The sequence below is a fragment of the Gracilibacillus kekensis genome (genome assembly GCF_900143085.1).
Lineage (GTDB): Bacteria > Bacillota > Bacilli > Bacillales > Amphibacillaceae > Gracilibacillus > Gracilibacillus kekensis.
This window is the reverse complement of sequence record NZ_FRCZ01000003.1, coordinates 155464-181589: the sequence shown is the minus strand read 5'-3', so window position 1 is coordinate 181589 and position 26126 is coordinate 155464. Positions and strand designations below refer to the sequence as shown.

24 protein-coding genes and 2 tRNA genes are annotated in these 26126 nt (G+C 36.2%); 6 read left to right on the top strand and 20 right to left on the bottom strand.

The annotated features are described in order from the left end of the window. Positions 1 to 51: 51 nt before the first annotated feature. Genes glgB through BUC25_RS08730 form a run of 5 tightly spaced genes read left to right on the top strand, consistent with a single transcriptional unit; the run spans position 52 to position 8065 of the window. Positions 52 to 1944 (top strand): 1,4-alpha-glucan branching protein GlgB, encoded by a 1893-nt coding sequence (gene glgB / locus BUC25_RS08750; RefSeq protein WP_073201496.1) that lies wholly within the window; start codon positions 52 to 54, stop codon positions 1942 to 1944. After that, entirely contained in the window at positions 1941 to 3077 is a 1137-nt protein-coding gene (locus BUC25_RS08745; protein WP_073201495.1) for a glucose-1-phosphate adenylyltransferase, read from the top strand. Before glgB ends, BUC25_RS08745 begins: the two co-directional genes overlap by 4 nt. Positions 3078 to 3092: 15 nt before the next feature. Further along, positions 3093 to 4196 (top strand): glucose-1-phosphate adenylyltransferase subunit GlgD, encoded by a 1104-nt coding sequence (gene glgD, locus BUC25_RS08740; RefSeq protein ID WP_073201494.1) that lies wholly within the window; start codon positions 3093 to 3095, stop codon positions 4194 to 4196. 18 nt (positions 4197 to 4214) lie between these two features. Next, positions 4215 to 5666 carry a glycogen synthase gene (locus BUC25_RS08735; protein ID WP_073201493.1) on the top strand — a complete coding sequence of 484 codons (1452 nt, stop codon included), beginning with the start codon at positions 4215 to 4217 and terminating at the stop codon, positions 5664 to 5666. A 23-nt stretch (positions 5667 to 5689) separates the two neighbouring features. After that, the gene (locus tag BUC25_RS08730) at positions 5690 to 8065 is read left to right on the top strand and encodes a glycogen/starch/alpha-glucan phosphorylase (protein ID WP_084543438.1); all 2376 of its coding nucleotides are present in this window, start codon (positions 5690 to 5692) and stop codon (positions 8063 to 8065) included. Between the two features lie 134 nt (positions 8066 to 8199). Here BUC25_RS08730 and BUC25_RS08725 read toward each other — a convergent pair whose 3' ends face one another. The 11 genes from BUC25_RS08725 to BUC25_RS19335 form a co-directional block, all read right to left on the bottom strand. Continuing rightward, on the bottom strand, positions 8200 to 8913 hold the full coding sequence (locus BUC25_RS08725) for an Ltp family lipoprotein (RefSeq protein WP_073201491.1): 714 nt from the start codon (positions 8911 to 8913) through the stop codon (positions 8200 to 8202). A gap of 404 nt (positions 8914 to 9317) precedes the next feature. Beyond that, positions 9318 to 9391 (bottom strand) — tRNA-Arg (locus BUC25_RS08720). 1 nt (position 9392) lies between these two features. Beyond that, positions 9393 to 9466, bottom strand: a tRNA-Gly gene (locus BUC25_RS08715). 335 nt (positions 9467 to 9801) lie between these two features. Then, positions 9802 to 10323, bottom strand: coding sequence for a metallophosphoesterase (locus BUC25_RS08710; protein ID WP_073201490.1), 522 nt, complete (start codon positions 10321 to 10323; stop codon positions 9802 to 9804). 25 nt (positions 10324 to 10348) lie between these two features. Further along, the gene (locus BUC25_RS08705; RefSeq protein WP_073201489.1) at positions 10349 to 10942 is read right to left on the bottom strand and encodes an XTP/dITP diphosphatase; all 594 of its coding nucleotides are present in this window, start codon (positions 10940 to 10942) and stop codon (positions 10349 to 10351) included. 23 nt (positions 10943 to 10965) lie between these two features. Beyond that, the gene (gene rph / locus BUC25_RS08700; protein WP_073201488.1) at positions 10966 to 11700 is read right to left on the bottom strand and encodes a ribonuclease PH; all 735 of its coding nucleotides are present in this window, start codon (positions 11698 to 11700) and stop codon (positions 10966 to 10968) included. Positions 11701 to 11886: 186 nt separating this feature from the next. After that, a complete protein-coding gene (locus tag BUC25_RS08695) occupies positions 11887 to 13014 on the bottom strand; it encodes a GerMN domain-containing protein (RefSeq protein ID WP_073201487.1) in 1128 nt (375 codons plus the stop codon). Positions 13015 to 13164: 150 nt separating this feature from the next. Beyond that, positions 13165 to 13989, bottom strand: a complete 825-nt coding sequence (racE, locus tag BUC25_RS08690; RefSeq protein WP_073201486.1) for a glutamate racemase — start codon at positions 13987 to 13989, stop codon at positions 13165 to 13167. Positions 13990 to 14002: 13 nt separating this feature from the next. After that, positions 14003 to 14464, bottom strand: coding sequence for a MarR family winged helix-turn-helix transcriptional regulator (locus BUC25_RS08685; RefSeq protein WP_073201485.1), 462 nt, complete (start codon positions 14462 to 14464; stop codon positions 14003 to 14005). Positions 14465 to 14619: 155 nt separating this feature from the next. Next, complete coding sequence (locus BUC25_RS08680; RefSeq protein WP_073201484.1) at positions 14620 to 15348, bottom strand: hypothetical protein; 729 nt, start codon at positions 15346 to 15348, stop codon at positions 14620 to 14622. After that, on the bottom strand, positions 15345 to 15482 hold the full coding sequence (locus BUC25_RS19335; RefSeq protein WP_170862666.1) for a hypothetical protein: 138 nt from the start codon (positions 15480 to 15482) through the stop codon (positions 15345 to 15347). Before BUC25_RS19335 ends, BUC25_RS08680 begins: the two co-directional genes overlap by 4 nt. Before the next feature lie 39 nt (positions 15483 to 15521). Between BUC25_RS19335 and BUC25_RS08675 the strand changes: the two genes are divergently transcribed. After that, positions 15522 to 16319: an alpha/beta fold hydrolase gene (locus BUC25_RS08675; protein WP_073201483.1), complete on the top strand. Its 798-nt coding sequence runs from the start codon at positions 15522 to 15524 to the stop codon at positions 16317 to 16319. Between the two features lie 279 nt (positions 16320 to 16598). On the opposite strand, the gene pseI is transcribed toward BUC25_RS08675, so the two are convergent. Genes pseI through BUC25_RS08625 form a run of 9 tightly spaced genes read right to left on the bottom strand, consistent with a single transcriptional unit; the run spans position 16599 to position 26075 of the window. Next, the gene (gene pseI, locus BUC25_RS08665) at positions 16599 to 17651 is read right to left on the bottom strand and encodes a pseudaminic acid synthase (protein WP_073201481.1); all 1053 of its coding nucleotides are present in this window, start codon (positions 17649 to 17651) and stop codon (positions 16599 to 16601) included. Then, positions 17626 to 18168 carry a UDP-4-amino-4,6-dideoxy-N-acetyl-beta-L-altrosamine N-acetyltransferase gene (gene pseH / locus BUC25_RS08660; RefSeq protein WP_073201480.1) on the bottom strand — a complete coding sequence of 181 codons (543 nt, stop codon included), beginning with the start codon at positions 18166 to 18168 and terminating at the stop codon, positions 17626 to 17628. The genes pseI and pseH overlap by 26 nt, the downstream gene beginning before the upstream one ends. Next, entirely contained in the window at positions 18165 to 19241 is a 1077-nt protein-coding gene (pseG, locus tag BUC25_RS08655; protein WP_073201479.1) for a UDP-2,4-diacetamido-2,4,6-trideoxy-beta-L-altropyranose hydrolase, read from the bottom strand. Before pseG ends, pseH begins: the two co-directional genes overlap by 4 nt. A 4-nt stretch (positions 19242 to 19245) precedes the next feature. After that, positions 19246 to 19974, bottom strand: a complete 729-nt coding sequence (locus tag BUC25_RS08650; protein ID WP_073201478.1) for a cytidylyltransferase domain-containing protein — start codon at positions 19972 to 19974, stop codon at positions 19246 to 19248. Continuing rightward, the gene (gene pseC / locus BUC25_RS08645; protein ID WP_073201477.1) at positions 19971 to 21161 is read right to left on the bottom strand and encodes a UDP-4-amino-4,6-dideoxy-N-acetyl-beta-L-altrosamine transaminase; all 1191 of its coding nucleotides are present in this window, start codon (positions 21159 to 21161) and stop codon (positions 19971 to 19973) included. Before pseC ends, BUC25_RS08650 begins: the two co-directional genes overlap by 4 nt. A gap of 15 nt (positions 21162 to 21176) precedes the next feature. After that, positions 21177 to 22121 carry a dTDP-glucose 4,6-dehydratase gene (locus BUC25_RS08640; RefSeq protein ID WP_073201760.1) on the bottom strand — a complete coding sequence of 315 codons (945 nt, stop codon included), beginning with the start codon at positions 22119 to 22121 and terminating at the stop codon, positions 21177 to 21179. A 55-nt stretch (positions 22122 to 22176) separates the two neighbouring features. Further along, on the bottom strand, positions 22177 to 23586 hold the full coding sequence (locus BUC25_RS08635; RefSeq protein ID WP_073201476.1) for a glycosyltransferase: 1410 nt from the start codon (positions 23584 to 23586) through the stop codon (positions 22177 to 22179). Positions 23587 to 23599: 13 nt separating this feature from the next. Further along, entirely contained in the window at positions 23600 to 25087 is a 1488-nt protein-coding gene (locus BUC25_RS08630; protein ID WP_073201475.1) for a glycosyltransferase family protein, read from the bottom strand. 13 nt (positions 25088 to 25100) lie between these two features. Further along, complete coding sequence (locus BUC25_RS08625; protein ID WP_073201474.1) at positions 25101 to 26075, bottom strand: SDR family NAD(P)-dependent oxidoreductase; 975 nt, start codon at positions 26073 to 26075, stop codon at positions 25101 to 25103. Between the last annotated feature and the right edge of the window lie 51 nt (positions 26076 to 26126).

Below are 26126 nucleotides of genomic sequence, written 5' to 3'. Positions count from 1 at the left end.
TCATATATTAATAACAGTTAGAATATGCTGGTGAAGTTGAAAGGAGTTTAAATGAATCTATACACTAACGACTTAGACATTTATCTTTACCATCAAGGAACACACTATCACAGCTATAAGTTTCTTGGCTGTCACCCCAGAGAAAAAGGCTATCAATTTACAGTATGGGCACCAAACGCTTCTGTTGTAGAAATAACTGGTGATTTCAACGACTGGACAGGAAAAGATCACCAATTACAACGCGTCAGTAAAAATGGGTTATGGAGTGGCTATTATTCCAATATTCCACCAAACTCAGCTTACAAATATCAAATTACACCGAAAAATGGACCAGCATTTCTAAAAGCTGATCCCTATGCATTTCAGGCAGAACTTCGTCCACTAACAGCATCTTTGACACCTTCTCATGATAAGTATATGTGGAACGATCAAAAATGGGAATCAAACAAAAAGAATTATAACCCTTATGAATCTCCGATATTGATTTACGAACTTCATCTTGGTTCATGGAAAACAAAAGAAGATGGAAGCTATTATTCTTATAGAGAATTAGTAAATGAGTTAATTCCATATGTAAGAAAACTGAACGTTACGCATATTGAATTATTACCAATCGCAGAGCACCCCTTGGACATTTCCTGGGGTTATCAAACCACCGGTTATTATGCACCAACTAGCCGATATGGAACTCCTAGCGATTTGAAGTTTTTTATCGATCAATGTCACCAGCATAATATTGGAGTAATTATAGATTGGGTCCCAGGTCATTTTTGCAAAGATGAACAAGGATTACGACAGTTTGATGGTGAACCGCTATATGAATATAAGGATCCGAAAAAGGCTGAAAAACGGTCTTGGGGCACGTTGACATTTGATTTTGGTCGACCTGAAGTTCAAAGTTTTTTGATATCTAATGCTATCTATTGGATGGAAGAATTTCATGTTGATGGACTGCGTGTTGACGCTGTTGCAAGTATGACATACTTAAATTTTGACAGAGACGATAATGAAGAAAAATTAAAAAATGGATTAGGCGGCGATCAGAATTTAGAAGCTATTGCCTTTTTGAAAAAGCTTAATGAAGTCGTATTTGAATTTTTTCCACATGCCTTAATGATGGCTGAAGATAGTTCAGACCTTCCTAAAATTAGTCACCCCACTGATCATGGCGGGCTTGGTTTTAATTTTAAATGGAATATGGGTTGGATGAACGATTTACTTACCTATATGGAGTATGACCCTGTTTATCGCAAGTGGCATCATAACTTACTGACCTTTTCGATGATGTATAACTACAGCGAGAATTTTGTTCTTCCCCTATCACATGATGAAGTAGTCCATGGTAAAAGATCACTTTTAAATAAAATGCCTGGAGACCAATGGCAGCAATTTGCAAACCTTAGATTACTATTTGGCTACATGATTGTGCATCCTGGCAAGAAACTTATCTTCATGGGCGGTGAGTTTGGTCAATATATTGAATGGCGAGATCAGCATCAATTAGATTGGCTCTTGTTTGACTTTCCATTGCATGAATCCTTATTTCATTATACTAAAACCCTTTTTCACTTTTATCTTCATCAACCCGCTTTATACAAATACGATCATAAACCGAACGGATTTCAATGGATAGATGCTGATAATAATGACCAAAGTATTCTTATATTCTTACGTAAAACCAGTAATGAATCTGAAGATTTACTTGTAATCTGTAATTTCACACCTGAAGTTTATCATGGTTTTAAAGTTGGTGTGCCCTATGCAGGAGCATACAAAGAAATCTTCAATTCTGATGCCGCTTGTTTTGGAGGATCTGATCAGCGAAATTTTTTCTTGCACGAACCAATCTTTGAAGAATGGCATCATCAAAAACAACATATAAAAGTGACGATTCCACCACTTGCCGTCTCCGTTTTCCAAAAAATAGAGGAGGGGTTTCTATGAAAAAAGAATGTGTAACAATGCTTCTAGCTGGAGGCGCGGGCAAACGTCTCGGACTACTAACTAAAAATCTTGCGAAGCCCGCCGTACCTTTTGGTGGCAGGTATCGTATTATTGATTTCACATTAAGTAACTGTCTCAATTCAAGAATGTACACTGTCGGCGTCTTAACTCAATATTCCCCTTTGGAACTGCACAAACACATTGGCGTCGGAAAACCTTGGGACCTTGATCGGATGGAAGACGGCCTCACCATTTTATCTCCATTTACAGTAAATGATGGTGGTAGCTGGTATCTCGGTACTGCGGATGCCATCACCAAAAACATCCATTTTATTGAGCGATATGATCCCGAATATCTAATGGTTTTATCAGGGGATCACATTTATCATATGGACTATGATAAGTTACTTAGGTATCACAAAGAAAAAAATGCTGATGTGACCATTTCAGCTCTTGAAGTACCGTGGGAAGATACTTCACGGTTCGGTATTTTAAATACATCAGAGGACCTTAAAATTAACCAATTTGAAGAAAAACCAATCCATCCTAAAAATAATCTGGCATCGATGGGGATCTATATCTTTAACTGGAATATCTTAAAAAAATATTTAGAAGCTGATGCGAGAGATTCTGTAACAAATCATGATTTTGGGCAAGATATTCTACCTGCGATGATCATGGATAATCGCTCTCTTTACGCCTATCGTTTTGATGGTTATTGGAAGGATGTTGGAACCATTCAAAGTTATTGGGAGGCACATATGGATCTTCTGGAAGAAAGTCTGTCACTCTCCTCCCCTAATAACAATTGGAAAATCTATTCCCATGATTCTAATTTTGCGCCACAGCTAATCAATCAGCAGGCAACTATTCGACATTCTTTAGTGAATAATGGTTGTATTATCTCAGGGTCTTTGGATCATTCAGTATTATTTGAAAATGTTCAAGTAGCGGATGGGGCTGTAATCGAACAATCTATACTGCTTCCTGGTGTAAGAGTAGGTGAAAATGTCATTCTAAAGAGAGTGATCGTTCAAGAGAATGTGACGATTCCAAGTAATACCAGAATCATTGCTGAATCTACTTCAGAACCTATCGTTCTATCAAATGAAAATCTCGAATCTATTTCGTAAGGAGGGGCTCGGCATATGGAGACAATGATGGGACTCATTAACTTGGAACATGAGCATGACTTCTTAAATGAACTAACCTATTTTAGGTGTGGGGCTGCTACACCTTTTGCCGGCAGGTATCGCTTAATTGATTTTACTCTCTCAAATATGACAAAGTCCAATATAAGTGAGATAGCGATATTCACCAAAAACAAATACAGATCATTAATGGATCATTTAGGTTCTGGAGCGGATTGGGAATTGAACAAACGCCATGGTGGATTATTTATTCTACCACCTCAATGGCATGATCCCTCAGATGTGTCTAAGGGAGATTTACGACATTTTTGCAACAATTGGGACTACTTTGAACGAAGCAAGTCGAATTATGTCCTGATTAGTGGCAGTCAATTTATATCCAATATGAATTATCAGGAATTATTCGAAGCGCATCTCGAAAGTGAAGCAGATATAACGTTACTTACCACTGATTATGTACAGTTGCCAGAACATGATACATCCCTGAAAGTAGAAGTAGATGAGAATGGTAAAGTCAAAGCGATCACAAATGATACAAAAAACCCTCATGTTTTTTCTGGTATTTATGTCATACGCAAATCCTTATTGTATGCATTAATGGAAGAATGTATTGCTAATTACAAAAATCATTTCTTCCTTGATGGTATCACTTCTAATCTGAGTCGTCTTAATATCCATTCCTTCTCCTATAAAGGATATAGTGCGGTAGTAAACTCTATCGATAGTTATTATCAACAAAACTTGGCGTTACTGGAGCCTGACAATTATCAAAGGCTCTTCTCTGAAGGTGGTCGAGTCTACACAAAAATCGGCAACCAAGCCCCTACCAAATATAATGGTTCTGCAGAAGTCTCCCAATCATTAATTGCTACAGGTGGTGTGATTAACGGCGAAGTTGAAAACAGCATTCTCTTCCGCGGAGTGAAGGTCGGTAAACGAGTGAAAATAAAAAATTCAATCATTCTTCAACATTGCAAAATAGAAGATGGTGCACACTTAGAAAATGTGATTTTAGATAAGGATGTTACCATCACCGAAGATCAACTATTAAAGGGAGCGAAGGAACAACCATTTATTATCGCAAAAAATAGAACCATTTAAAGGAGTGATCAGGTATTAATGGGGAATAAAATCTTATTTGTTGCTTCCGAATGTACTCCTTTTGTGAAAACAGGGGGACTTGCAGATGTAATCGGTTCTTTGCCACAGGCATTAACGAAAACAAACAAATATAAAGTTTCCGTGATTCTTCCATTTTATAAGGATATGATAGATAACTGGTCGGATCAGATGGAAAAGGTTACATCATTCACTGTGGAAGTAGGTTGGCGTGAACATAAAGCTACAGTGTTTCAATTGATTTACCGAGATATTTCTTATTTATTTATAGGTAATGACTATTATTTTTCAAGAAACGGCATATATGGTTATGAAGATGACGGCGAACGGTTCGTCTTTTTTTGTCAAGCTGTCGTTGAAACAATAACTGAACTGGAATTGGAAATGGATATATTACATGCTCATGATTGGCAGGCTGGATTAGCTATTGCTTTTGCAAAAATTACACTCCCTTCCCCAAATTTGAAAACCGTTTTCACAATCCATAATATTAAGTACCAGGGTATTATGCAAAAAGACGCCTACCAGGACTTATTTAACACTCCACCAGATCATATTGCTGGAATGGAATGGAATGGCTTGCTTAATTGTATGAAAGCGGGAATCTTCCATGCAGATAAAATAACCACGGTAAGTCCGACTTATGCAGAAGAGTTAAAGACACCTTATTTTTCCGAAGGATTACATCCGATGATCATGGATAGACATGATGATTTCGTTGGCATCCTTAATGGCATCGATCTAAAAGAGTACAGCCCTTTGTTAGATCCACACTTACCATCGAATTATTTAAATGCAGGACCAAGAAAGCAAAAAAACAAAGAGATACTCCAACAAAAATTGGGATTAAGAGAAAATCCAGAAATGCCACTATATGTTATGATTACTCGTTTAGTAGAACAAAAAGGACTCCATTTAATTCAAGCTATAATAGATGAATTCTTACACGAAGATGTTCAATTTGTCTTATTGGGTACAGGTGATGATGAATTCCATGATTTTTTTTATCATGCTGAGCAACGACATAAAGGTAAGATGGTTAGTTATCTTGGATTTGATGAGGCGATAGCAAGGCAACTATATGCCGCTAGCGACTTTTTTGTTATGCCTTCCCTATTTGAACCATGTGGCTTAGCACAATTAATTGCTCTGCAATATCGTTCCGTACCAATTGTAAGGGAAACAGGTGGATTAAAAGATACCGTTACTCCTTTTAATGAGTTTACTCAAAAAGGTAATGGATTTAGTTTTTCCAACTATAATGCCCATGAACTATTACATTTACTTAAATATTCACTTACGATCTACCATAATCAACAAAAATGGCACTCGTTAATGAGAAATGTGAATGATAGTCACTTTAGTTGGGAGGAATCCGCAATACAATATGCGGAGCTCTATCGTTCCTTAACAGAATCTGAGTCCACTTCAAAAAGGAGTGAAACGAATTGACTAAATGGACAGTCGATACACTCATGGAAGCGATCATTAAATCAACAGAAGCATTGAGTGGTCATCCATTTAAAGAGGCTTCCAAAGAGCAAATTTATAAAGGAATTTGTGAGATTGTAAAATTAGAAGTGAATAGACAATGGGAAAAAACGAATCGAAAGTATAATAATAAACAGCCAAAGCAAGTTTACTATTTATCAATGGAATTTCTAATTGGTGGTTTACTGAAAAGCAATTTATTAAATCAAAACATGTTGCACATTTGTAATGAGGCATTGACAAAGCTTGAGTTCAGTCCTGATGAAATATATAAACAGGAACGTGATCCAGGTCTCGGAAATGGTGGTCTCGGAAGACTGGCTGCCTGCTTTTTGGATTCGATGGCCTCCCTGAATTATCCTGGCCACGGATTTGGAATCCGTTATCGTTACGGTTTGTTTGAACAACGGCTAATCAACGGTTATCAAACCGAATTACCCGATTATTGGCTCGATAACCCCTATCCTTGGGAATGGAAAAAGGACGATGAAGCGGTTGAACTGGAATTCGGTGGAACGGTTCAAATGGAACGTGACAACAATGGTGAACTCGTTTTTCAATACATCAACACAGACAAAGTACGGGCAGTCCCTTATGATATACCGATACTCGGTTATCAAAACGAGGTGGTCAATACGTTACGACTTTGGAGTGCTGAACCCATTTCGTCAAGAGAGCAAAGAGAATTCAATCAATATTACCATCAACTGGACCATCATCATTCCATCGATCAAATTTCTGGTTTTCTGTACCCGGATGATTCCAGTGAGGAAGGTAAATTACTCCGAATCAAACAACAGTATTTTCTCGTGGCGGCAAGCTTAAAAAATATTATCTCAAACTTTAAATCAAATATGAAAAAATCGCTAAAACACTTACCAAAAAAAGCAGTTATCCAAATCAATGACACTCATCCAACTTTAGCTATTCCTGAAATGTTGAGATTGTTAATGGATGAAGAAGGTTTTGGTTGGGATGACGCCTGGGAAATAACCACTAACATTTTCGCCTATACCAACCATACGATTATGAGTGAAGCCTTGGAAAAATGGCCTGTAGACATGATTCGAAACCTTTTACCTCGCATCTATATGATTATTGATGAAATAAATGAACGATTTTGTCAGGGGCTATGGTTCAATCAACCTCAATTACGAGATCAAATACCACAATTAGCTGTGATTGCAGATAATCAAATTCATATGGCTAGACTCGCCATCATCAGTAGTTTTAGTGTTAATGGTGTCGCTAAGCTACATACTGAAATATTAAAAACACAAGAAATGAAAGAGTTTAATCAGCTTTTTCCTAAACGTTTTAATAATAAAACCAATGGGATTACACATAGACGCTGGTTATTAATGGTCAATCCAAAACTATCTGAACTCATCACAGAAACCATCAGCCCGGCATGGATCCTGCGCCCAAGAGAGTTAACACATCTCATAAGACATATTAAAGATCAGCCTTTATTAGATCGGCTCAACCAGATAAAACGTGAAAACAAAATAGAATTAGCGAAATTCATCCAGCAATCAACAGGTATATTAGTAGATGATCACTCGATTTTCGATGTCCAAATCAAGCGACTTCATGAGTATAAACGACAGCTTCTTAATATTTTCCATGTCATTTATTTATACAATGAATTAAAAGATACCCCTTCATTAGATATCACACCTCGCACCTTTATTTTTGCAGCAAAAGCAGCTCCCAGTTATTATTTTGCCAAAGAAGTAATTAAATTGATTAACACGGTAGCTGACATCGTTAATTACGATCCATCTATTAAAGGGAAACTTAAAGTTGTTTTTCTAGAAAATTATAACGTAAGCTTAGCAGAAAAAATAATACCTGCAGTAGACCTAAGTGAACAAATATCGACTGCTGGTAAAGAGGCGTCAGGCACAGGCAATATGAAAATGATGATGAATGGTGCCCTTACCATTGGTACGTTAGATGGTGCAAATATTGAAATGAAAGATCTGGTGAATAGGTCGAACATTTTTCTTTTTGGACTTACTGCTGATCAGGTACAGGAATATTATCATAATGGTGATTACCAAGCGACAGAGATCTATCAAACGGATGAACGACTCACACAAATCATGCATCAAATAAGGGATGGTTTTTTCGGTCAGGAATTCAACGATATTTATTACCACCTGCTATCGAGCAATGACCCTTATTTTATCTTAAAAGACTTTGATGATTATGTAGAAACCCATCAATTTGTAGATCAAACCTATCGCAATAGCAACAAGTGGTTATCCAAAAGTCTTGTGAATATTGCGCATTCTGGTAAGTTTTCCAGTGACCGCACCATTAGGGAATATGCGACTTCGATTTGGAAGTTATAAATTGAATAATTAATACACTATTTTACTAATAGAAACCCTAGTGAGCAGATTTATTACCGAGGATTTAGCGCCACGTAAATTAGTCACGTAAAAAAACACCTGCCAAATAAATTGGTAGGTGTTTACGTAAGTAATTATTCTAAATTCTCAACAGCATAATCTGCTTGTTCTTGTGTAAATTGGTCTCCATAATCTGATGTTAATTGATCTCTGATTGCCTCTTTAGACATGTCCATTGTTTCTTGGTAATTTTTTGCTGATTGTAAGGCATTCTCATTCCAGTCTGCTTCTATATTATCTATTGCGTATTGCGCCTCTTCATCTGTAAATTGCTCTCCATTTTCTGATGTCAATTGATCGTATATAGATGCTTTTGACATATGCATCGTCTCACTGTAATTTTCTGCTGACTTCAATGCATTTTCGTTCCAATCAGCTTCCATATTATCTATTGCGTATTGTGCCGCCTCTTCAGGGAATTGATCACCCATTTCAGCAGTCAATTGATCGAAAATTCCTGCTTTTGACATATGCATCATATCTGAATAGTTTTCTGCTGAGTTTAAGGCGGATTTATATTCGGTTGGAACATCGTCTTCAGCATTTGATTCTTCTTCCTCTGCAGGTTCCTCTTCTTCGACCGGTTCTTCTGCTCCTTCTGTATCTTCAGTAGTATCTTCCTGATCTTCTTCATTGACATCAGTGTTTGTATCTTCTATTTGATCATTTTCACTTTCTACGGTTTCGTCCTCACCTAAATTACCTACAATTCCAATGAATAATACTACTGCTATTACCCAGAACCACCAACGTTTAAAAATCGATTTTTTTGCTTTTTCTTTTGCCAAAATTAATACCCCCTCTATAATTGCATGAGTCAAATTTACTAAAGATCACAAGCTAACGCAAGACTATCAACTCATTATTTAATATTCTATAGATATTTATTACTATTCAATATTCTTTCTATAATTACCGTATTTGATTACGCTTTATTATTATAATGAAAAGTAGACAATTTATACGAAGATGTCATGTCAAAAAACACCTGAATTTAATAGATGTCTTCTTCCATGTAGTTGTCTTTAAAATTTTTAAAATACAAGATACTGAAAAAAGTGCAACAAACCATTTTAATAATTTATTTAAGATATCTTAAAAATGGTACCTTATTGGTCTCCAAAACAAATTTCATAATTCCTCAAGAAAATAAAAAACCTCACAACGATTATCGTTGCAAGGCTTTGGCTAACGTCCCAGGCAGGATTCGAACCTGCGACCCACAGCTTAGAAGGCTGTTGCTCTATCCTGCTGAGCTACTGGGACATGGAGCGGGTGAAGGGAATTGAACCCTCGACATCAGCTTGGAAGGCTGAGGTTTTACCACTAAACTACACCCGCATTATATATGAAATTAATCATTTCGTACTCTTTAGCGCAAAACATGTTCCTGCATCTAAAAGTTATTTCAAAGAAGCATAATGCTTCGGAACAACTTGATGTCTACTCGGTTGATGTATTGCTCGTGGCTGAGGTTTTACCACTAAACTACACCCGCGTCTGTATGTATTTTTTCTTATATCTCGTTAACGGACAAGTACCATTATATAAATTGTACTCTTTTCTGTCAACAGAAAAGGAAAAATATTTTAATAAGTCTCAATTTTTAGAGTTAAGCAAGCTTCATTTTTTATGTATTTACTAAAAGTCAGCAGAAATTATTTCTGCTGACTAGATTAATTTAATGAAGTTTGATAAGCCAGACTGGAAATTTCCTGACCAGCTTTTGTATAAAATCGGACAGAAATTTCTTTCAAATCCTCATCAGCTGTTAATACTGCATAAGATCCAGGATGTGCACTTCTTGGTTGACGAATACTCCCAGGGTTAATAAATAACTTATCTTTAACCTTCTCCGCTCCAGCTACATGCGAATGACCAAAGCAAATAACGTTAGCCCCTAATTCCTCCGCACGAAAAGAAGCAGGCATTAATGTTGCTTTCGTTTGATGCAAATGACCATGTACCACTAAAAAATGCAGCTTATTTACTGTAAAATCAACTTCTTCCGGTAATCGAGAATCCATGTCCATATTTCCTTGTACCTTCTCAAATCCAGATAAAGGTTCACTATCAAATTCAAGTTCTGAATCGCCACAATGAATCATGGCATCCACTTCTGCCTGATGCCTATCTTTAATCTCTATCACTTCCTGGCTCCAACCGTGACTATCACTAAGTATTAATATTTTAGGCATTGCTTTCACCCCTTACGTATGACTTCTATAACTGCTTTACCCAATTTTCTATCTTATCTAACGCGTTTTTCCGATGGCTTATTTGATTTTTTTCCTCGAGAGTTAGTTCTGCCATTGTTCGGCTGCTACCGGCGGGATAAAAAATGGGATCATAACCAAAACCGTGTTCGCCTATTGCTTGATCGCCAATCGTTCCTTCGCACTCACCACGCTTAAAGATCGTTTTTTGACCAGGTTGAGCGATAGCTAATACACAAACAAAACGACCTGTACGTTGCTCTTCAGGTACACCTTTTAACTCATCTAAAACTTTTTCAAGATTAGCTAGATCATCTTTTGCTTCTCCAGCATAACGAGCGGAATAAACCCCTGGCGCACCATTAAGTGCATCAATTTCTATCCCTGAATCATCAGCAATGACAGGGATATTAAACATACGACATACAGCCTCTGCTTTGATCGCTGCATTCTCCTGAAATGTAGTCCCTGTCTCTTCAATATCTTCTACCGGTTCAGAAAGATCGGATAACGAATAAACTTTGATACCGAACGGTTCAAATAAACCGATAAAGTCCTTCATTTTTCCTTTATTTTTTGTAGCAATAATTAATTCTTTCATCTAAAATAGCTCCCCAGGGTCACTTAAAATTTGTCTTGAAAAGGTGCAATTGCTTCTTTTTGAATTTCAAAAATTTCTTTCATGCCTTTTTCAGCTAAAGCTAACATTTTCATTAGCTGTGCATTGGTAAACGTTGCTTCTTCTCCAGTACCTTGAAGTTCAACAAATTCACCTTTTCCAGTCATGACAACATTCATGTCTACATGTGCTTTTGCATCTTCAGAATATTCCAAATCTAATATTTCTGTCTCATCTGGTAATACGCCGACAGAAATGGCTGCTAAATAATCTGTAATAGGAAATTTTTTTATTTTTTCTTCTTTTAATAATTTACCTAATGCGTGTACAACTGCTACAAATGCACCTGTAATAGATGCCGTTCTTGTGCCTCCATCTGCTTGGATTACATCACAATCAACCCATACAGTTCTTTCACCAATCGCATCAAGATCAACCACTGCACGTAAGGATCGGCCAATTAATCGTTGGATTTCCATGGTCCGTCCAGACACTTTACCTTTTGACGATTCACGAATATTTCTCGTTTCGGTTGCACGAGGCAACATCGAATATTCTGCAGTAATCCAACCTTTTCCTGATCCTCTCATAAAAGGTGGAACCCGGTCTTCAACACTGGCATTACAAATTACTTTCGTGTCACCAACCGTAATTAATACAGATCCTTCTGCATGTTTTGTGAAATTTGTCTGGATATCAATCTTTCTTAATTGATCAATTTCTCTCCCTGTTTCTCGCATCGTACTTCCTCCTAACATTCTGTTCTATCTTAACATATTTTCTCAGTAGTTGTCGTTTTCATACATCTAACTTTAGTCTCAATAAGCAAAACACCCCATACTTAGTATGAGGCGTTAACATCAGTCTGAAAATCTTTTGTTATACACAAATCTCAACGTATGATCATAAGTAGGGTTACGCTGTGATTAAATACTTTCTGTAGGTGCGACCATCTCTCTTGAGACGGGTTCTGTATAGGGTTGTCCACTTTCACTTATTACTTCTTGATGATTTTCTACATTTACTTCAACCGCTTCCACATCTTCTTGTTCAGTTAATGTTAATACAATCGATTGCATTACTTCATCTGCTATCATGCTTTTGGCACTATTCGTTAAAATATTTTCATTAAAAGTTAAAGAGAGTACGCCATCATTAAACTCTGGAGTTGCAGCTAGTTTGGATCCTGTATTGATAAAATGCTGAAGCGGTAAATCAAATGCAGGACCTTCCATTAATGCTTGTACAACCGCTTTATGCTGATTATCTTCTTCCATCATGACATGCTGGGTGATCGGAACAAAATAGACCATTTCATCGCCTTGCATTGGAAAGTAAAGCGTGGTAGCTTTACTTTCCATTAGGTCCACTCCTTGAGCTTGTTGAACGTTAATACCATTAGCACGAGAATATCCTTCTGAAATAGGTGTTCCATTTACCGGCATCTCATTTTGTTCTTCCCCATTGATCCATAACTTTACACGTTGAACGTTCTCAAACTCTGTTAACGTATGTGTCATCGATTCCAGGATTTTTTGTTCATCTTCCGCTTGATATGTTTTAAATTCATCCGAGACATTAACAACTAAAGTTCCGTCTGCTTCTAAATTCAAGTCAATAATTTCTGTTCCCGCTGGTAATACTGCCTGAAAACCACTAGGTAGCATCGAAGTAACTGGCCCATCCTGTACTAAATATTCGAGTACTTGTTTGGCAACCTCTTTTGACTCTGGTGACGGCAACTGAACTTGTTGCGGGACAACTAAACCATTTTGATCTAATAAGTATAACGTTCTAGTGACACTATCTGTTGAACTTACCGTTTCTTGCTCTTCACTTCCTTCGCCTTCTTCACTTTCTTCATCCGCTTGGTCTCCATCTGCATCCTCTGATTCTTCTGGAATATTTTCTAAATCATCGGTTAGCTCAGCATCTTCTGGCGGTGCATCTATTTGATCTAATGTCTGTTCCCCCTCAAAAACACCACAACCAACAAGCAATAGCAAACATAGTAATACAATTCCTACATATTTTTTGGCTAAATCGATTTTCATCACCGATACCTCCTACGATGGTTTGTACTATTATGTATACGAGCTATTTAATAAAATAGACCAATATAATTTGAAAAGTAAGAAGTGCTTTTTTCTAAAATTATTGACTCACCAAAAAAAAGAAAAGAACCTAAGAGGTCGGTACTCCTCTCAAGTTCTTCCTAAACTTTTTACTGTGTTTAATTCAATTTTATCAACCGCATCTACTTTTTGTTCCAGCCATCTTGAAGCAATTTCGTGAAAAACATTTACATCGCCTGTTGTATAAAAATGATGCTGGGCATCGTTTGTACCACGATAAAGCTTCTTATGATAACCTAAAATCGTACTCACTTCTCTCGCCGTTTCTTCACCTGAAGAAATCACTGTAACCGTTGTCCCCATTACTTCATGAATTAAATGTCTAATCATTGGATAATGCGTACAGCCTAATATTAATGTATCCATATTGGAAAATTGCTTTAACGATTGTAATGTTTCTTTTACTACATTATAAGCCTCTTCCCCGCTTACAATGCCTTTTTCTACTAATGGAACGAATCGAGGACAAGCTAAATCTCTTACTTCTATATTAGTATTGATTTGCTTTAGTGCATTCACATATGCCTTACTACTTATAGTACCCTCTGTTCCGATCACACCAATTTCTCCAGTCCTTGTACTTGTAATAGCTGCTCGAGCACCTGGTTGAATGACACCTACGACAGGAATGGATAATTCTTCTCGCAATTGATCTAAGGTAAAGGCTGTTGCAGTATTACATGCAATCACTAAAGTTTTTATATCTTTGGACAATAGAAAATCAACCATTTCCCATGTATATTGAATGACCTCTTCTTTTGGTCGTGGTCCATATGGACATCGTTTGGTATCACCTAAATAAATGATTGATTCTTTAGGTAATTGCCGTACTAACTCACTGGCTACCGTTAGTCCGCCTACTCCCGAATCTATAACTCCTATTGGTCGCCTCACATTCATCGCCTCTCTACAATTTCACATTTTCTTTTGCTTGTTTCATTTCCTGATGCATTATATGTAATAATCTAGATAATTGGCCCATGTCTTCCTCTTTAACATTCGTTAGAACTTCGCCTAAATATTGCTGTCGTTTCTCAATTACTTCTCGAATGATGACTTTACCTCTCTCTAACAAATGAATTCGTACGACACGTCGATCTTTTGTATCTTTCACACGTTCCACTATATCATTTTTTTCCATACGGTCGACGAGATCTGTTGTCGTACTGAAAGCGAGGTTGATTTTTTTAGATAACTCACCTAATGTTAAATCGCCGTCTTCCAGCAAAAATTGTAAGGCAATAAATTGAGGAGTCGTGATAGGATAATTATTAAGGATTTCTCTACCTTTTTGCTTTATAATTCCCGAAATAAATCGTAATTCTTTTTCAATATCAGCTATTTGCTCTGATTCATTTGTATTAGCCAAATCAAAACGTCCCTTCACAAAAATACATACATTTACTATAACATTTTTCTGTGAAAGATTGTTGCTAGAAAACTAGAAAAAGCATTAAGCAAAGGCTTAACACTTTTTCACCGGGTTATTTTAATATAATGGAAGCGTTCTTCTCCAAAAAAAAATTATTGTATTTTCCAGTCGACTGAAAAACTTCCATTTGCTTGATGTCCTTTGATGACAATTCGATATTCACCTGATTTTTCTGCTGTTATTATTGATTGATCACCATGTGGATGCATACCAACTAATTTTCCGAATTTATTTTTGACATGGTAACCATGTCCACCATCTAATTTTTCTGTATTTACGGAAAAATAAACGACATCGCCTTTTGTTAATTCAAGTGGAATTTCGTGTTTTCCGTCAAAATAAGCAAATGATGCTTGATAAGTATTATGCTGTCTATGCTCCTCCCAATTTTGTTTTTCAGTAAAGTCCATTGTTAGCGTGATCAAAAAAACAACGGGAATCATAACAGCAAACAGATACCTAAACCAAGAATTACGCTTCGCAAATAGTGTAGCTAAGAAATAAATGTTGGCAACAGCAGCCCCAATAATACCAGCAAAAACACCATACCAGTCCCAACTGATCAACGGAAACAGAATAAAGCCAAAGAGTAAGTATAAAGGCACCCTTATATTGTCAGCAATTCGAGACAATTTAAGTACGATTATGTCTATTAAGATGGAGCAAAAGATACTATAAACAAAAATAATTAACAACACATCATCATCGGAAAAGGTTTCTGTGTAATCATAAAGATTTCCATCCGTACCGAGGATAAATAATAGTGACAAACATGATAGCAAAAAACCAGCGCCTGCTAATTTAGTTAATGTATACTTCATAACTTAGCCTCATCGGAATTTTCAGTGGGATTTAATATCATATGATTGTTTTTTTCTAAGTAACGTACTGCTTGTTCACGAAAGAATAAAAATAAAATAATTGCTAAAACTCCTAGTATTACAATAAAACTCAAAATCTTTTACCTCCTATACAAATTAAAGGAGCATCCAATATGCCTTATACAAAAGACGCCCGAAGACTATACTATCAAACCGTTGGAAAAGGTACTCCAATTATTTTTATTGCACCACCAGCAATGGGACACCTGACTTTCCATTATCAAACATTATTAAAAAATGATTATCGGATCATCACATTTGATAATAGAGGAGATTGTCGAAGCACATGTCCTGATCACTCGATGACATTTGATGACTTGGTTGATGATGTCAATAGAATTATGGAAGCGAATGATATTCAAAAAGCTATCATTTGTGGATATTCGAATGGCGGTTTGATAGCTCAAAAATTCACGATTACTTATCCAGAGAAAGTGATAGGTCTGATGTTAATCGGCGGTTACTACGCTCCAAAAAACATCCTTTTACGGATAGAATATCACTTTGGTATATGGATCGCTAAAAAGAAGTCCATCCCATTGTTAGCGAAAGCACTCTCTTTCAATCATTTTCGAGATAAAAAAGTAGCAGAAAGGATGGAGTCGGAAATAAAGCGAACAAACCCTTTCTTATTAAAGCAACAATACCAACTAGGTCTAGATGTTTCAAATGAAGACCTGTTACATGTAATTAAAGTACCTTTATTACTTATTTATGGTGCCAATGACAAATATGTACACGACTATCAATACTACTTTCGCAATCAAATATCTGAGGTTGACGTAGCTTATGTTCACCGTTCAAAGCACCAAGTACCTACTAAATATTTTCATGAGTGTAATGCTATCATAAAAGAATGGACAACCAGGAAAGGATTATTACCTTTACGATATGCTAAAAATATCACCTAAGAATCTTCCAATCGTTCTAATTAAAAGAATGAGTAGTCGAATTGGCCAAAATAAAAGCTCTGGTAGCAAAAATAACATATCAAGAAACATATCCCACTTTGTATATTCATACGAATCTTTTTTGTATTTGCGAGTTCTTTTCTTTCTCTCTTTCCACCTCTTGCTCATGCACTCACTCCTTGAAAAAATCATAAATTTAATTTCAACATTTTATACATTTATCATACCAAAATTTGTATGATTTTAGAAGGAACATTCTGGTGTAATGACTTTTCGTTCCTATTCAATCAAATTCCATTTCAGTGCAGTTCCTTTCGTTATTTTTTGATTTACTCTTTTGCCTAAAACTACATCAAAATATTTTGGGGCTAAACCATATCCTGGTCTGATAATTCGGAGATTCTTTTTAGTAAGTCTTTCTCCCTTTTTGATATTTTTAGTGATATATATAGAACGACGATATCTTAGAGAATTTTTTTCTGTATCTGTAGGACCGTAGTGTATCGTTCCCATTCCTTTCCTTGCTTGAATCGACTCCTTCACAAGACTTTTTAATTCTTCTGGTTCTAAAGAAAAACTAGCGTCTACTCCACCTTCTTTTCTTGATAATGTCAAATGCTTTTCAATAACTGATGCGCCCAGAGCCACACTAGCTATTGCCACACCAGCACCTAATGTATGGTCAGATAAACCTACCTGACATTGGAACGTATCTTGCATATTGGGTATAGTATTGAGGTTACAATATTTTGGTGAAGCCGGATAGGTACTTGTGCATTTCAATAAAATAATGTCCTCACAACCTGCGTTTTTAGCAGTTTGAACCGTTTCATCTATCTCAGATACTGAGCACATACCCGTTGAGATGATCATCGGTTTTTTTGTGCTTGCTACTTTTTTTATTAATGGTAAATCGGTACATTCAAAAGAGGCAATCTTATAACAGGGAACTTGTAATGTTTCCAAAAAATCAACAGCAGATTCATCAAAAGGGGAACTAAAGCCAATCATACCTAGCTCATGGCATCGATCAAAAATCGCTTGGTGCCATACCCAAGGCGTATATGCTTGCTGATAAAGATCATGAAGGGACTGGTTATGCCATGGGCTATCGTTATCAGATACAACAAAATCCTCAGACCTTGACGAAATGGTCATCGTGTCTGCAGTATAGGTTTGAATCTTCAATGCATCTGCCCCTGCTTCTGCCGCTGCCTCAACAATTTGTAAGGCTCGATCCAGGGATTGATTATGATTACCAGACATTTCAGCAATAATAAATGGGGGATTGTCTTTTCCGATTTTCTTATGTCCGATTGTAATTTCCCTCATGAAACCTCTCCTTTCTTACTTTCCATTCGTCTTGAAACAATGCCAATGAGATAACGTCGTAATATTTCTTATCTTTTCGGATATGTCGCTTAAACCTTCCTTCTATTTGAAAACCCAATTTCTGATGAAAATTTAAGCTGGGGCGATTTGTAGTAATTACTTCTGCACAAATCTTTCGGATTCCTAAATCGATCATGTGATTAATTGCTAATGTTGCCATCTTTGTTCCTGACCCTGCTGGAGCTGTTTCTTCCCCAATATAAAATCCCCAATAGCATCGATTATGTTGATCATTTATATCATAGAATTGAACAAGTCCTAACGGCAGGTCATCTGTTAAGAATATAAATACTTTTTTGCTGGGGTCAACTTTCATTTGCTGATACCACTGCAAATGTTCTTCCCAACTAATTTCCTTGTCACTGTACATGTATTGTTTTATTCGTTCACTGTTTCTCCATTTTAGAATATGTGCTAAATCCTGTTCTTCTAATATTCTTAGTTGAACATTGCTCATTGTTGCTCTCCTTCCGTCATATAGCAAGCAACTGCTTCATCAACTACACATGCTGTAAAAGATTTTAATCTTTCCTTTATGTCCCTCCATTCTTCTGGATCATCCAAAAAGGATTGTACAGTGCTTTTTATGGTATCTGTTGAGATTTTGCTACTCTCTCCTAAATGACATATGAAACCGATGGAATCCAGGTAGTGCAAAATATCCCGCTGATTGCGAGCTGTCTCTATTGTAAGTGCAGGTAGTTGAAGATAACACCTTTCCCATGTCGTGGTACCTCCTGCACCAATTGCTAAATCAGCATTTGTCATCAATGTAGCCATTCGATTTGTATCGGTATGAATTTGAATGGAAGAATAGTTAGTTGCAAATGCTTGGATTTGTTTTAACTCTGGGTGTTTTGTGCTAATAATCGTGTTAATTTTAAGAGGATAATCTGTAATTTGTAGGAGAGCTTCTAATGTTTTACATGTTTCATTGGTAGGATCAGTACCTCCAAAGGATACTAATACGTTTCTAATATTACGAATGGATTGATTAATTGGAACTGACTGTTTTTTGAATTCTTCTCGTAACAACAGATATTTTGGTCCTAAAAGTAATTTCGTTTTGTCAGGAACGAGATCCTTATAGCGAGTTTTCCTATTTTTTAATAAGTTTTGATCAACTAAAGTATTACAATAATGTTTTCTGTTTGCCAAATCATCGATAACTATCATATGTTTAACATAAGAGGAAACCAATCGTTCCCATTTCTCGTCTAGTCCATAATGATCAACGACTAAATAATCAACACTAGAATATTGACGAATTATTTCAATAGTGGAGGATACATCTTGTTTCCTTTTTTTTTGGATAAATAGCTCAGGTTGAAATTGATTTACCAAGTATGATAACTCTACTAATGAAAAACCTTTTTCCTTAATTAATTGATTGACATTGCCCGGGAAATTATGGCAAATAAAAATAACTTCTGCACCTCTTTTACGTAACTGCTCTGCTAATACTAAGCACCTTCGAACATGACCTGTTCCGATCTGAAAAGAGCTATCCACACGAAATACAATACGCATTCTTTCACCAACCCTTTTGTTTAACCCCGCTATTTATGTGATACCACTCTGGATGATCTTCTAATATCTTTAGTACGTCATCTACTGAAAAATATCGATCGTTTGGATATAATTCTGTGAGGATATGTTCGATTAATTGAAAATCATCGATCGTATCCACTGTCCATCGATGAAAACTAATATCCTTTTGATTACTTACATTTTTCAACCGAAATTTGTCTGGATGCTCCAGAAAATAGTTGGTTACATGCTCACGATGACTTGCTGTCGTTGCCCATTCATTTACTTTCGTTAAAGCGCTTTTTGAAAACACTTCGATATCAAGGCCCCTTGGATACGTTCGGCTAATAACATTGGATACATAGTCAACGTCTTGCTTGGAAATAAACGATTCAACTAAATGATCAATGAGCCTCGGATCCATCAATGGACAATCTGCTGTCAGGCGCACAATGACATCTGCACCAGATTCTCTTGCTGCTTCCACATACCTTGTTAAAACATCTTGTTCTGATCCTCGATAATAGTTTATGTTATGACTAGTGCAAAAATTAACAATTCGATCGTCTTTTGGTAATGTGCTTGTTGCCACTACAAGATCATCGAGTTTAGTCGATCTAGATACTCTGATTAATTGGTAATATAATAGTGGTTTTTCCATTACTTTTCGCAACACTTTACCAGGCAGACGAGATGAGCCCATCCGTGCTTGAATAATCGCAACTACTCTCATGCTTTCACCTCATAATACCGTAACACTTTTTTTACTGCTTTTATTACATCTTTAACATCTTGACCTGTCATTTTAGGAAATAGTGGTAATGTTATCATCTCTTCGTACAATGATTCAGCATGAGGACATATCCCTTTTTTATAGTCTAATTGCTGATAATATGGGTGAAAATAGACGGGAATGTAATGGACGTTGACTCCGATATTTTCTTTTTGCAATGCTTGGTATATTTCCGTTCTACTCACTGTCAATTTATCTAATTGAAGTCGAAGCACATATAAATGCCAACTTGATTCTACGTCAGTTAATTGAAAAGGTGTTGTTATTAAATTGAAATCACGAAATGCTTTTGTATATTCCTGTGCAATAGCAATTCTTTTGTTTAAATAAGCATCTATTTTCTTTGCTTGATTTGCACCTAGGGCAGCATGAATATCTGACATTCGATAGTTAAACCCTAAAGACTTCATTTCGTAATACCATGTTGGATGTTTTTCATGATCCCGAACAATACCATGATTTCGAAACGTACAAAGCTTTTGGTAATACTGTTTATTGTTGGTAGTAATTACACCACCCTCACCAGCTGTAATATGTTTGACAGGATGAAAACTAAACATTGTCATATCTGCCAATGAACCTACTCTTTTTCCCTTATATATCGCCCCAAGGCTATGTGCAGCATCCGAAATGAAAGGAATCTGGTAACGAGTTGCAATATCCTGGATTGCCTGATAATCTACCGGCTGGCCAGTAAAATCAACCGAAATAATCGCTTTTGTCTGATCAGTTATTACATTTTCAATAGAATCTGCTGAAATATTATAAGTCATGGCATTTATATCAGCGAAAACCACTTCTCCGCCTTGGTACCTAATCGCATTAGCTGTAGCCGCAAACGTAATTGGTGTCGTAATTACCTGATCGTTTTCTTTAATTCCGGCTGCATAACAAGCAGCGTGAAGAGCAGCAGTTCCACTTGAAAAAGCAACTGCATACGTGCTACCAACATATTCAGCAATTGAATTTTCAAATGTTTCGATCATAGGACCTGTCGTTAAATAATCACTTTGTAATACTTTAACAACCGCTTCAACATCTGATTGGTCCAGATCTTGTTTGCCATATGGTAAATAGCGTTCTCTTATCGGGATTCCGCCATCAATTGCTAATCGCTTTCGTTCCATTGATCACCACCTCATTTATATAAGATTTGTTGAGTTTATCCACTCTTCTGTTTTCTTTATTCCTTCTTCTAAACGAAATACGGGTTCCCATGCTAACATTTTTTTTGCTTTTTGATAGTTACATAGTAATTTGGGTATTTCACTTTGTGGATGAATATGAGGTATATGCTGAATTTGTGATTTGTCTGTTACAATTGTTTCTGCCAATGCATTAATACTAATATCCTGACCAAGACCAGCGTTGATAATTTCACCGTTCGTTTGATCCGAATAACCTGACTCAACAACAAAACGCGCACAATCTTCAACATATAATAAGTCGCGGGTTTGTGCTCCATCCCCATAGATAGATAAAGGTTTACCTGACAACTTATTTTTTAAGAATACTGCAACTACTCCTCCCTCTCCCCCTGTTTTTTGATAAGGACCATACGTATTAAATGGTCGAAGCACCGTTACAGGAAGTTGGTAAGCATAAAAATAGGATAATACCATGTTTTCAGCAGCTAATTTGGAGCCTGCATATGGAGAAGCTGGTTTCACGGGATACTCTTCTGAAATACCATTACGTCCACTTGCTTGTTCATAGACCATACATGTACTCATAAATACCATCTTCACACGATGCTTACGGCATTCTTCAAGTAAATGAAACGTACCAACAACATCATTCGCGAATGTTGTTTGCGGTTGATCAATACTATCCTGAACGTTTATACTTGCTGCTAAGTGGTAGCAAGTATCAAAGTTATTTTCAAAAAGGGAAGCCAAACATGCTTTATCCTTTATGTCTCCTATTACCAACTCCTGAAAAAATGGATTATCTTTAAGGGAGTGAAGATTCTCAATTCGTCCATTCGATAGATCATCCAGTACCCATACATCATGTTTATCTGTTAAAAGTTTCGCCACTACCCATCTTCCGATAAAGCCGGCTCCACCAGTTACTAAGACTTTCATTAACATCAACCTCTCTTCTTTTTAAAAATTATTAAATTGGATGACACCCTAATATTCATTTATTTCTGCATTTTTTAGTTCCCTTCGTTACTTCCTCCACTAAATTTAATAATCGCTGGCCAGATGAGCTTTTGTCTGGATAAGCAAACGCTAAAAAGTTTTGTCGTTTTTTCTCTGCGATTTTTTGCCACTTGGAATGAATAAAATATAAATGAACGTGTGATGCAAGTTTAGTAGGATCTTTTTGGATGAGAGGTTCTAATGGATTATAATATCCTGTATACCCTGGTATGGTTGTCTGTAAGATAAATACTGGCTTGCCCACTAACATTGCTTCTAATACCACTGTTGAAGCATAAGACACAACTGCATCTACATGGGGTAAAACCTCGTAAAGTGTTAGCTGTTTTGTCGATCGAATAAATGGAAATTTTTTTTGCAAAAGATGTGTTTTGTCATTAGGAAAGTCACGTAATATAATATTTATATCCAGCAATTTTTTTATTTGCTTAATCAACAATTGCCACTTTTGTGCATACCGATTACCTCTAACAATGAGTAATAATGTTTTTTTTCGTTTATCTAAATTTAATTGTTTTATAAATTGTTCTTTCGTTATCTTCGTTCTTTCTAGTGCCTGATCAAATCGTGGATGACCAATAATTCGTACCGATTCTTTTGAGGCCCCATTTGCTACATACCAATCTTTTTCAAATTGACCATATACAGCATCATAAGTAGCAAGCTTCGGTAAAAAACCAAATTCATTACCAAGGATACCGTGTTGTATACAAATAGTAGGAATTCCTTTTTTTGCAGCAACAAACGCCATTACTCTGCCAAAATGATTAGGACTGGAAATGATAATCGTAGAAAGCGGGACTTTTTTTAATAACGCTTCAGCCCTGTTTATTTGATTCATAACAAATGTGATCTTGTGCTTTAACATATGTTGAACAGATGTGTCTTGATATAGATAATGGCCTGGAAACCGGGTTATAATCTTGTCTATTTGTTTTAGAACTTTTGTTTTTGCTTTCGTTGTTACTGTTCCGAAATCTTGAAGATATAATCGATCCTTTGTCGCTTGATCGTCTCGAAATTTATAGGTTTTTATTGTTAATAGCTTTGTTTTTGTAAAATACTTCTTGATTGTGGAAGGCGGTATCCGTGTTAATGGATCATCTAATATAGCAGCTGGAGCTATTCGAGACGAAACGGGTACTTTAATTGTGTCTAAGTAATTGCTAAACACTTGTTGTATTTGCTTTTGATTAGAGACACGATGAACGAGCTTTTTAGAAAACTCTGGTTTGGAGATTTCTTGCCAGAGTGAACCATGATGACGAATTATACTTGGGAAATGAATAAGATAGGATAATCGATAACCATGATAAATGACTTCCTTAAAATCTTTGATGAAATCAAGGTATAAGGACCAATAATTTTCCTTATAAATATTCATTTTTTACTCCTTTCTAATTCGTTAATCTTTTAATTAATTGCTTTAATCGATCGAATGATCTCTTCTTACTTGGGTATGCATGACGCAAAAACTGCAAACGTTTTTGCTCTGCATAATTTCGATATGAGGGTTTTGTCAAGTAGCTGCTCAGTTGCTCTGCTAATACTTTAGGATCATATTGCAAAAGGGGTGTTAGTTTCCGATAATAACCTGTTTTCCCTTTAAAACTTTTGTCGAGTATGAATACAACACATTCAGATAGCATCGCTTCTAATCCTACAGTTGAGGAGTAAGTAATAACTGCATCAACATGAGGAAATATGTCATAAAGGGTAAAACCTTTTATCGTATATACATTGGTAAATTCCTTTGTAAGTGGATGTGGTTGCGAACTTGGATAATTTTTAATGATAATATTACATTTCTGTTTATTATTAAGCACTTGGATAAATTGGCGCCATTTATTGAGATCCTCTTCTCCACGGACTGCAATCATAATTGTTTTTCTATCTTTATTAAGTCCTACTCTTTTAATAAAGTTTGGTTGATCGACTTTGGAACGATTGTACATTTGATCGAAACGAGGGTGACCTACAATTTCTATAGAACCAGGTTTGGCTCCAAGCTTTTGATACCAGTCTTTTTCAAATTGTCCATAAACCGCATCAACAGTAGCAATTTTAGGAATATACCCAAGTTCACTTGATATAATCCCGTGTTGCATACAAATAGTTGGGATTCCTTGTTTAGAGCCAACTACCGCAAGAATACGATTTATAAAACTATGGGTAGTTGATACAACGAAACATGAGATATTTACTTTTTTGAGTAATTGATGTGTTCGCTCCATATAAGTGATCACAGAAGCTAATGTGAGGAGAAGCCATTTTTGAAAAGTTGGATTTTGATATAGATGATGACTCTTATTTTGAGAAAGTATTTTTCTTGCCGCTTGTTGGACTTCTTTTATTTGTTTCTCCACATTAATATGGTAATCCCCTAAATAATATAAAGGTATATTTCTTACAGTGGTTGGCTTATCCTTCTTTGTATTTTTGGTTTTAGCAATAGTGGTGTTTATTATCCGTGCTTTATTTTTACGTTTCGCTGGTTGCTTTATTTCAGGACTTTTTGTTGGAGCACTATTTGTCAGTAACACCGTATCTGCTGAGGAAAATTGCTGATGGATATTCGTCTTAGGAAAACGAAGTAATTTATCCACCGTTATTGCAACTTTTCCATGTTTCTTTATTGAATCTACTCGGTGTTTTTCTGTAAAAAGTCGAAATTTATCCTGAATATCCTTTGAGTAAACAACTTCTTTTTTTACATTTTTTATATAGGCTTCCTTCTCTAGCTCTTTCAATAAAGCAGGATTTCTTAAAACATAACTAGGAAGATGACAGAAATAAACTAATGAAAATCCACGATATGTTAAAGATGCAAAATCATCAAGAAAATCCATATATAACGACCAATAATTCTTCAAAAATGTATCCATGATTTCCTCCTTTTTACCTTTTTTCAAGAAAACCAGCTTCTAGCAACAACTGTTGTAACTGTTCCTTCGTTACCACTTCCTGATCATTTGATCGATATGTTCCATGCTTCACTTTTTTGGAATCCGGATAAACCCTTGCTGACTCAGACGGAATGACAAACATGTCTTCTAACTCCCATGCCTGTTGTGATTCATCGTATGTCATGAGTTCTTCATACATCTTTTCTCCAGGTTTCAGGCCAATATATTCAGTAGTAACAGGAGATCCTGAATGTTGTATTAATAGATCTGCTAAATCTCCTAAACGAATAACTGGCATTTTCAAAACAAATACTTCTCCACCTTTGGACTCCTTTAACGCCTGTAGAGTCAAACTTGTTGCCTGTGACAATGTCATCATAAACCTTGTCATCTTTGGATCTGTAATCGTAATTTTTTGATTCATTTTGATTTGTTCCTGAAAAAGGGGAATAACGGAACCTCGAGATCCCATCACATTTCCAAAACGAACACTAGCAAATTTGGTTGAACTTGAAGACGGATTAGCTAGCAGTCTTTCAGCAATTAATTTCGTTGCTCCATAGGTATTTGTAGGAGAGATTGCTTTGTCTGAACTAGTAAAAATAACTTTTTTCACATTTTTTTTAATTGCAGCATTTCGAACATTGGCACTACCTACTATATTCGTTTCTACAGCTTCCATTGGATTTTCTTCACAGGCGTCTACGCGCTTCATTGCAGCTAAGTGCAACACGTAATCTACATTGGACATTACTTCTTCTACCCTACTAGCATCACGAATATCACCGATAAGAAAATGAATAGCATTGTGATGACCAAACATTTCTCGAACCTGGTGCTGTTTATATTCATCACGACTAAATATTTTTATTTTTTTTGGACTATCCTTTAATATTTCTTTAACCACGCTTGTACCGATTGTCCCGGTACCGCCGATGACTAAAATTGTTTTATCTTTAAAAAACACAGCGGCTCCCTCTTTCCTATCTAAGCAAAATTTTCTAATGATACTGTATAT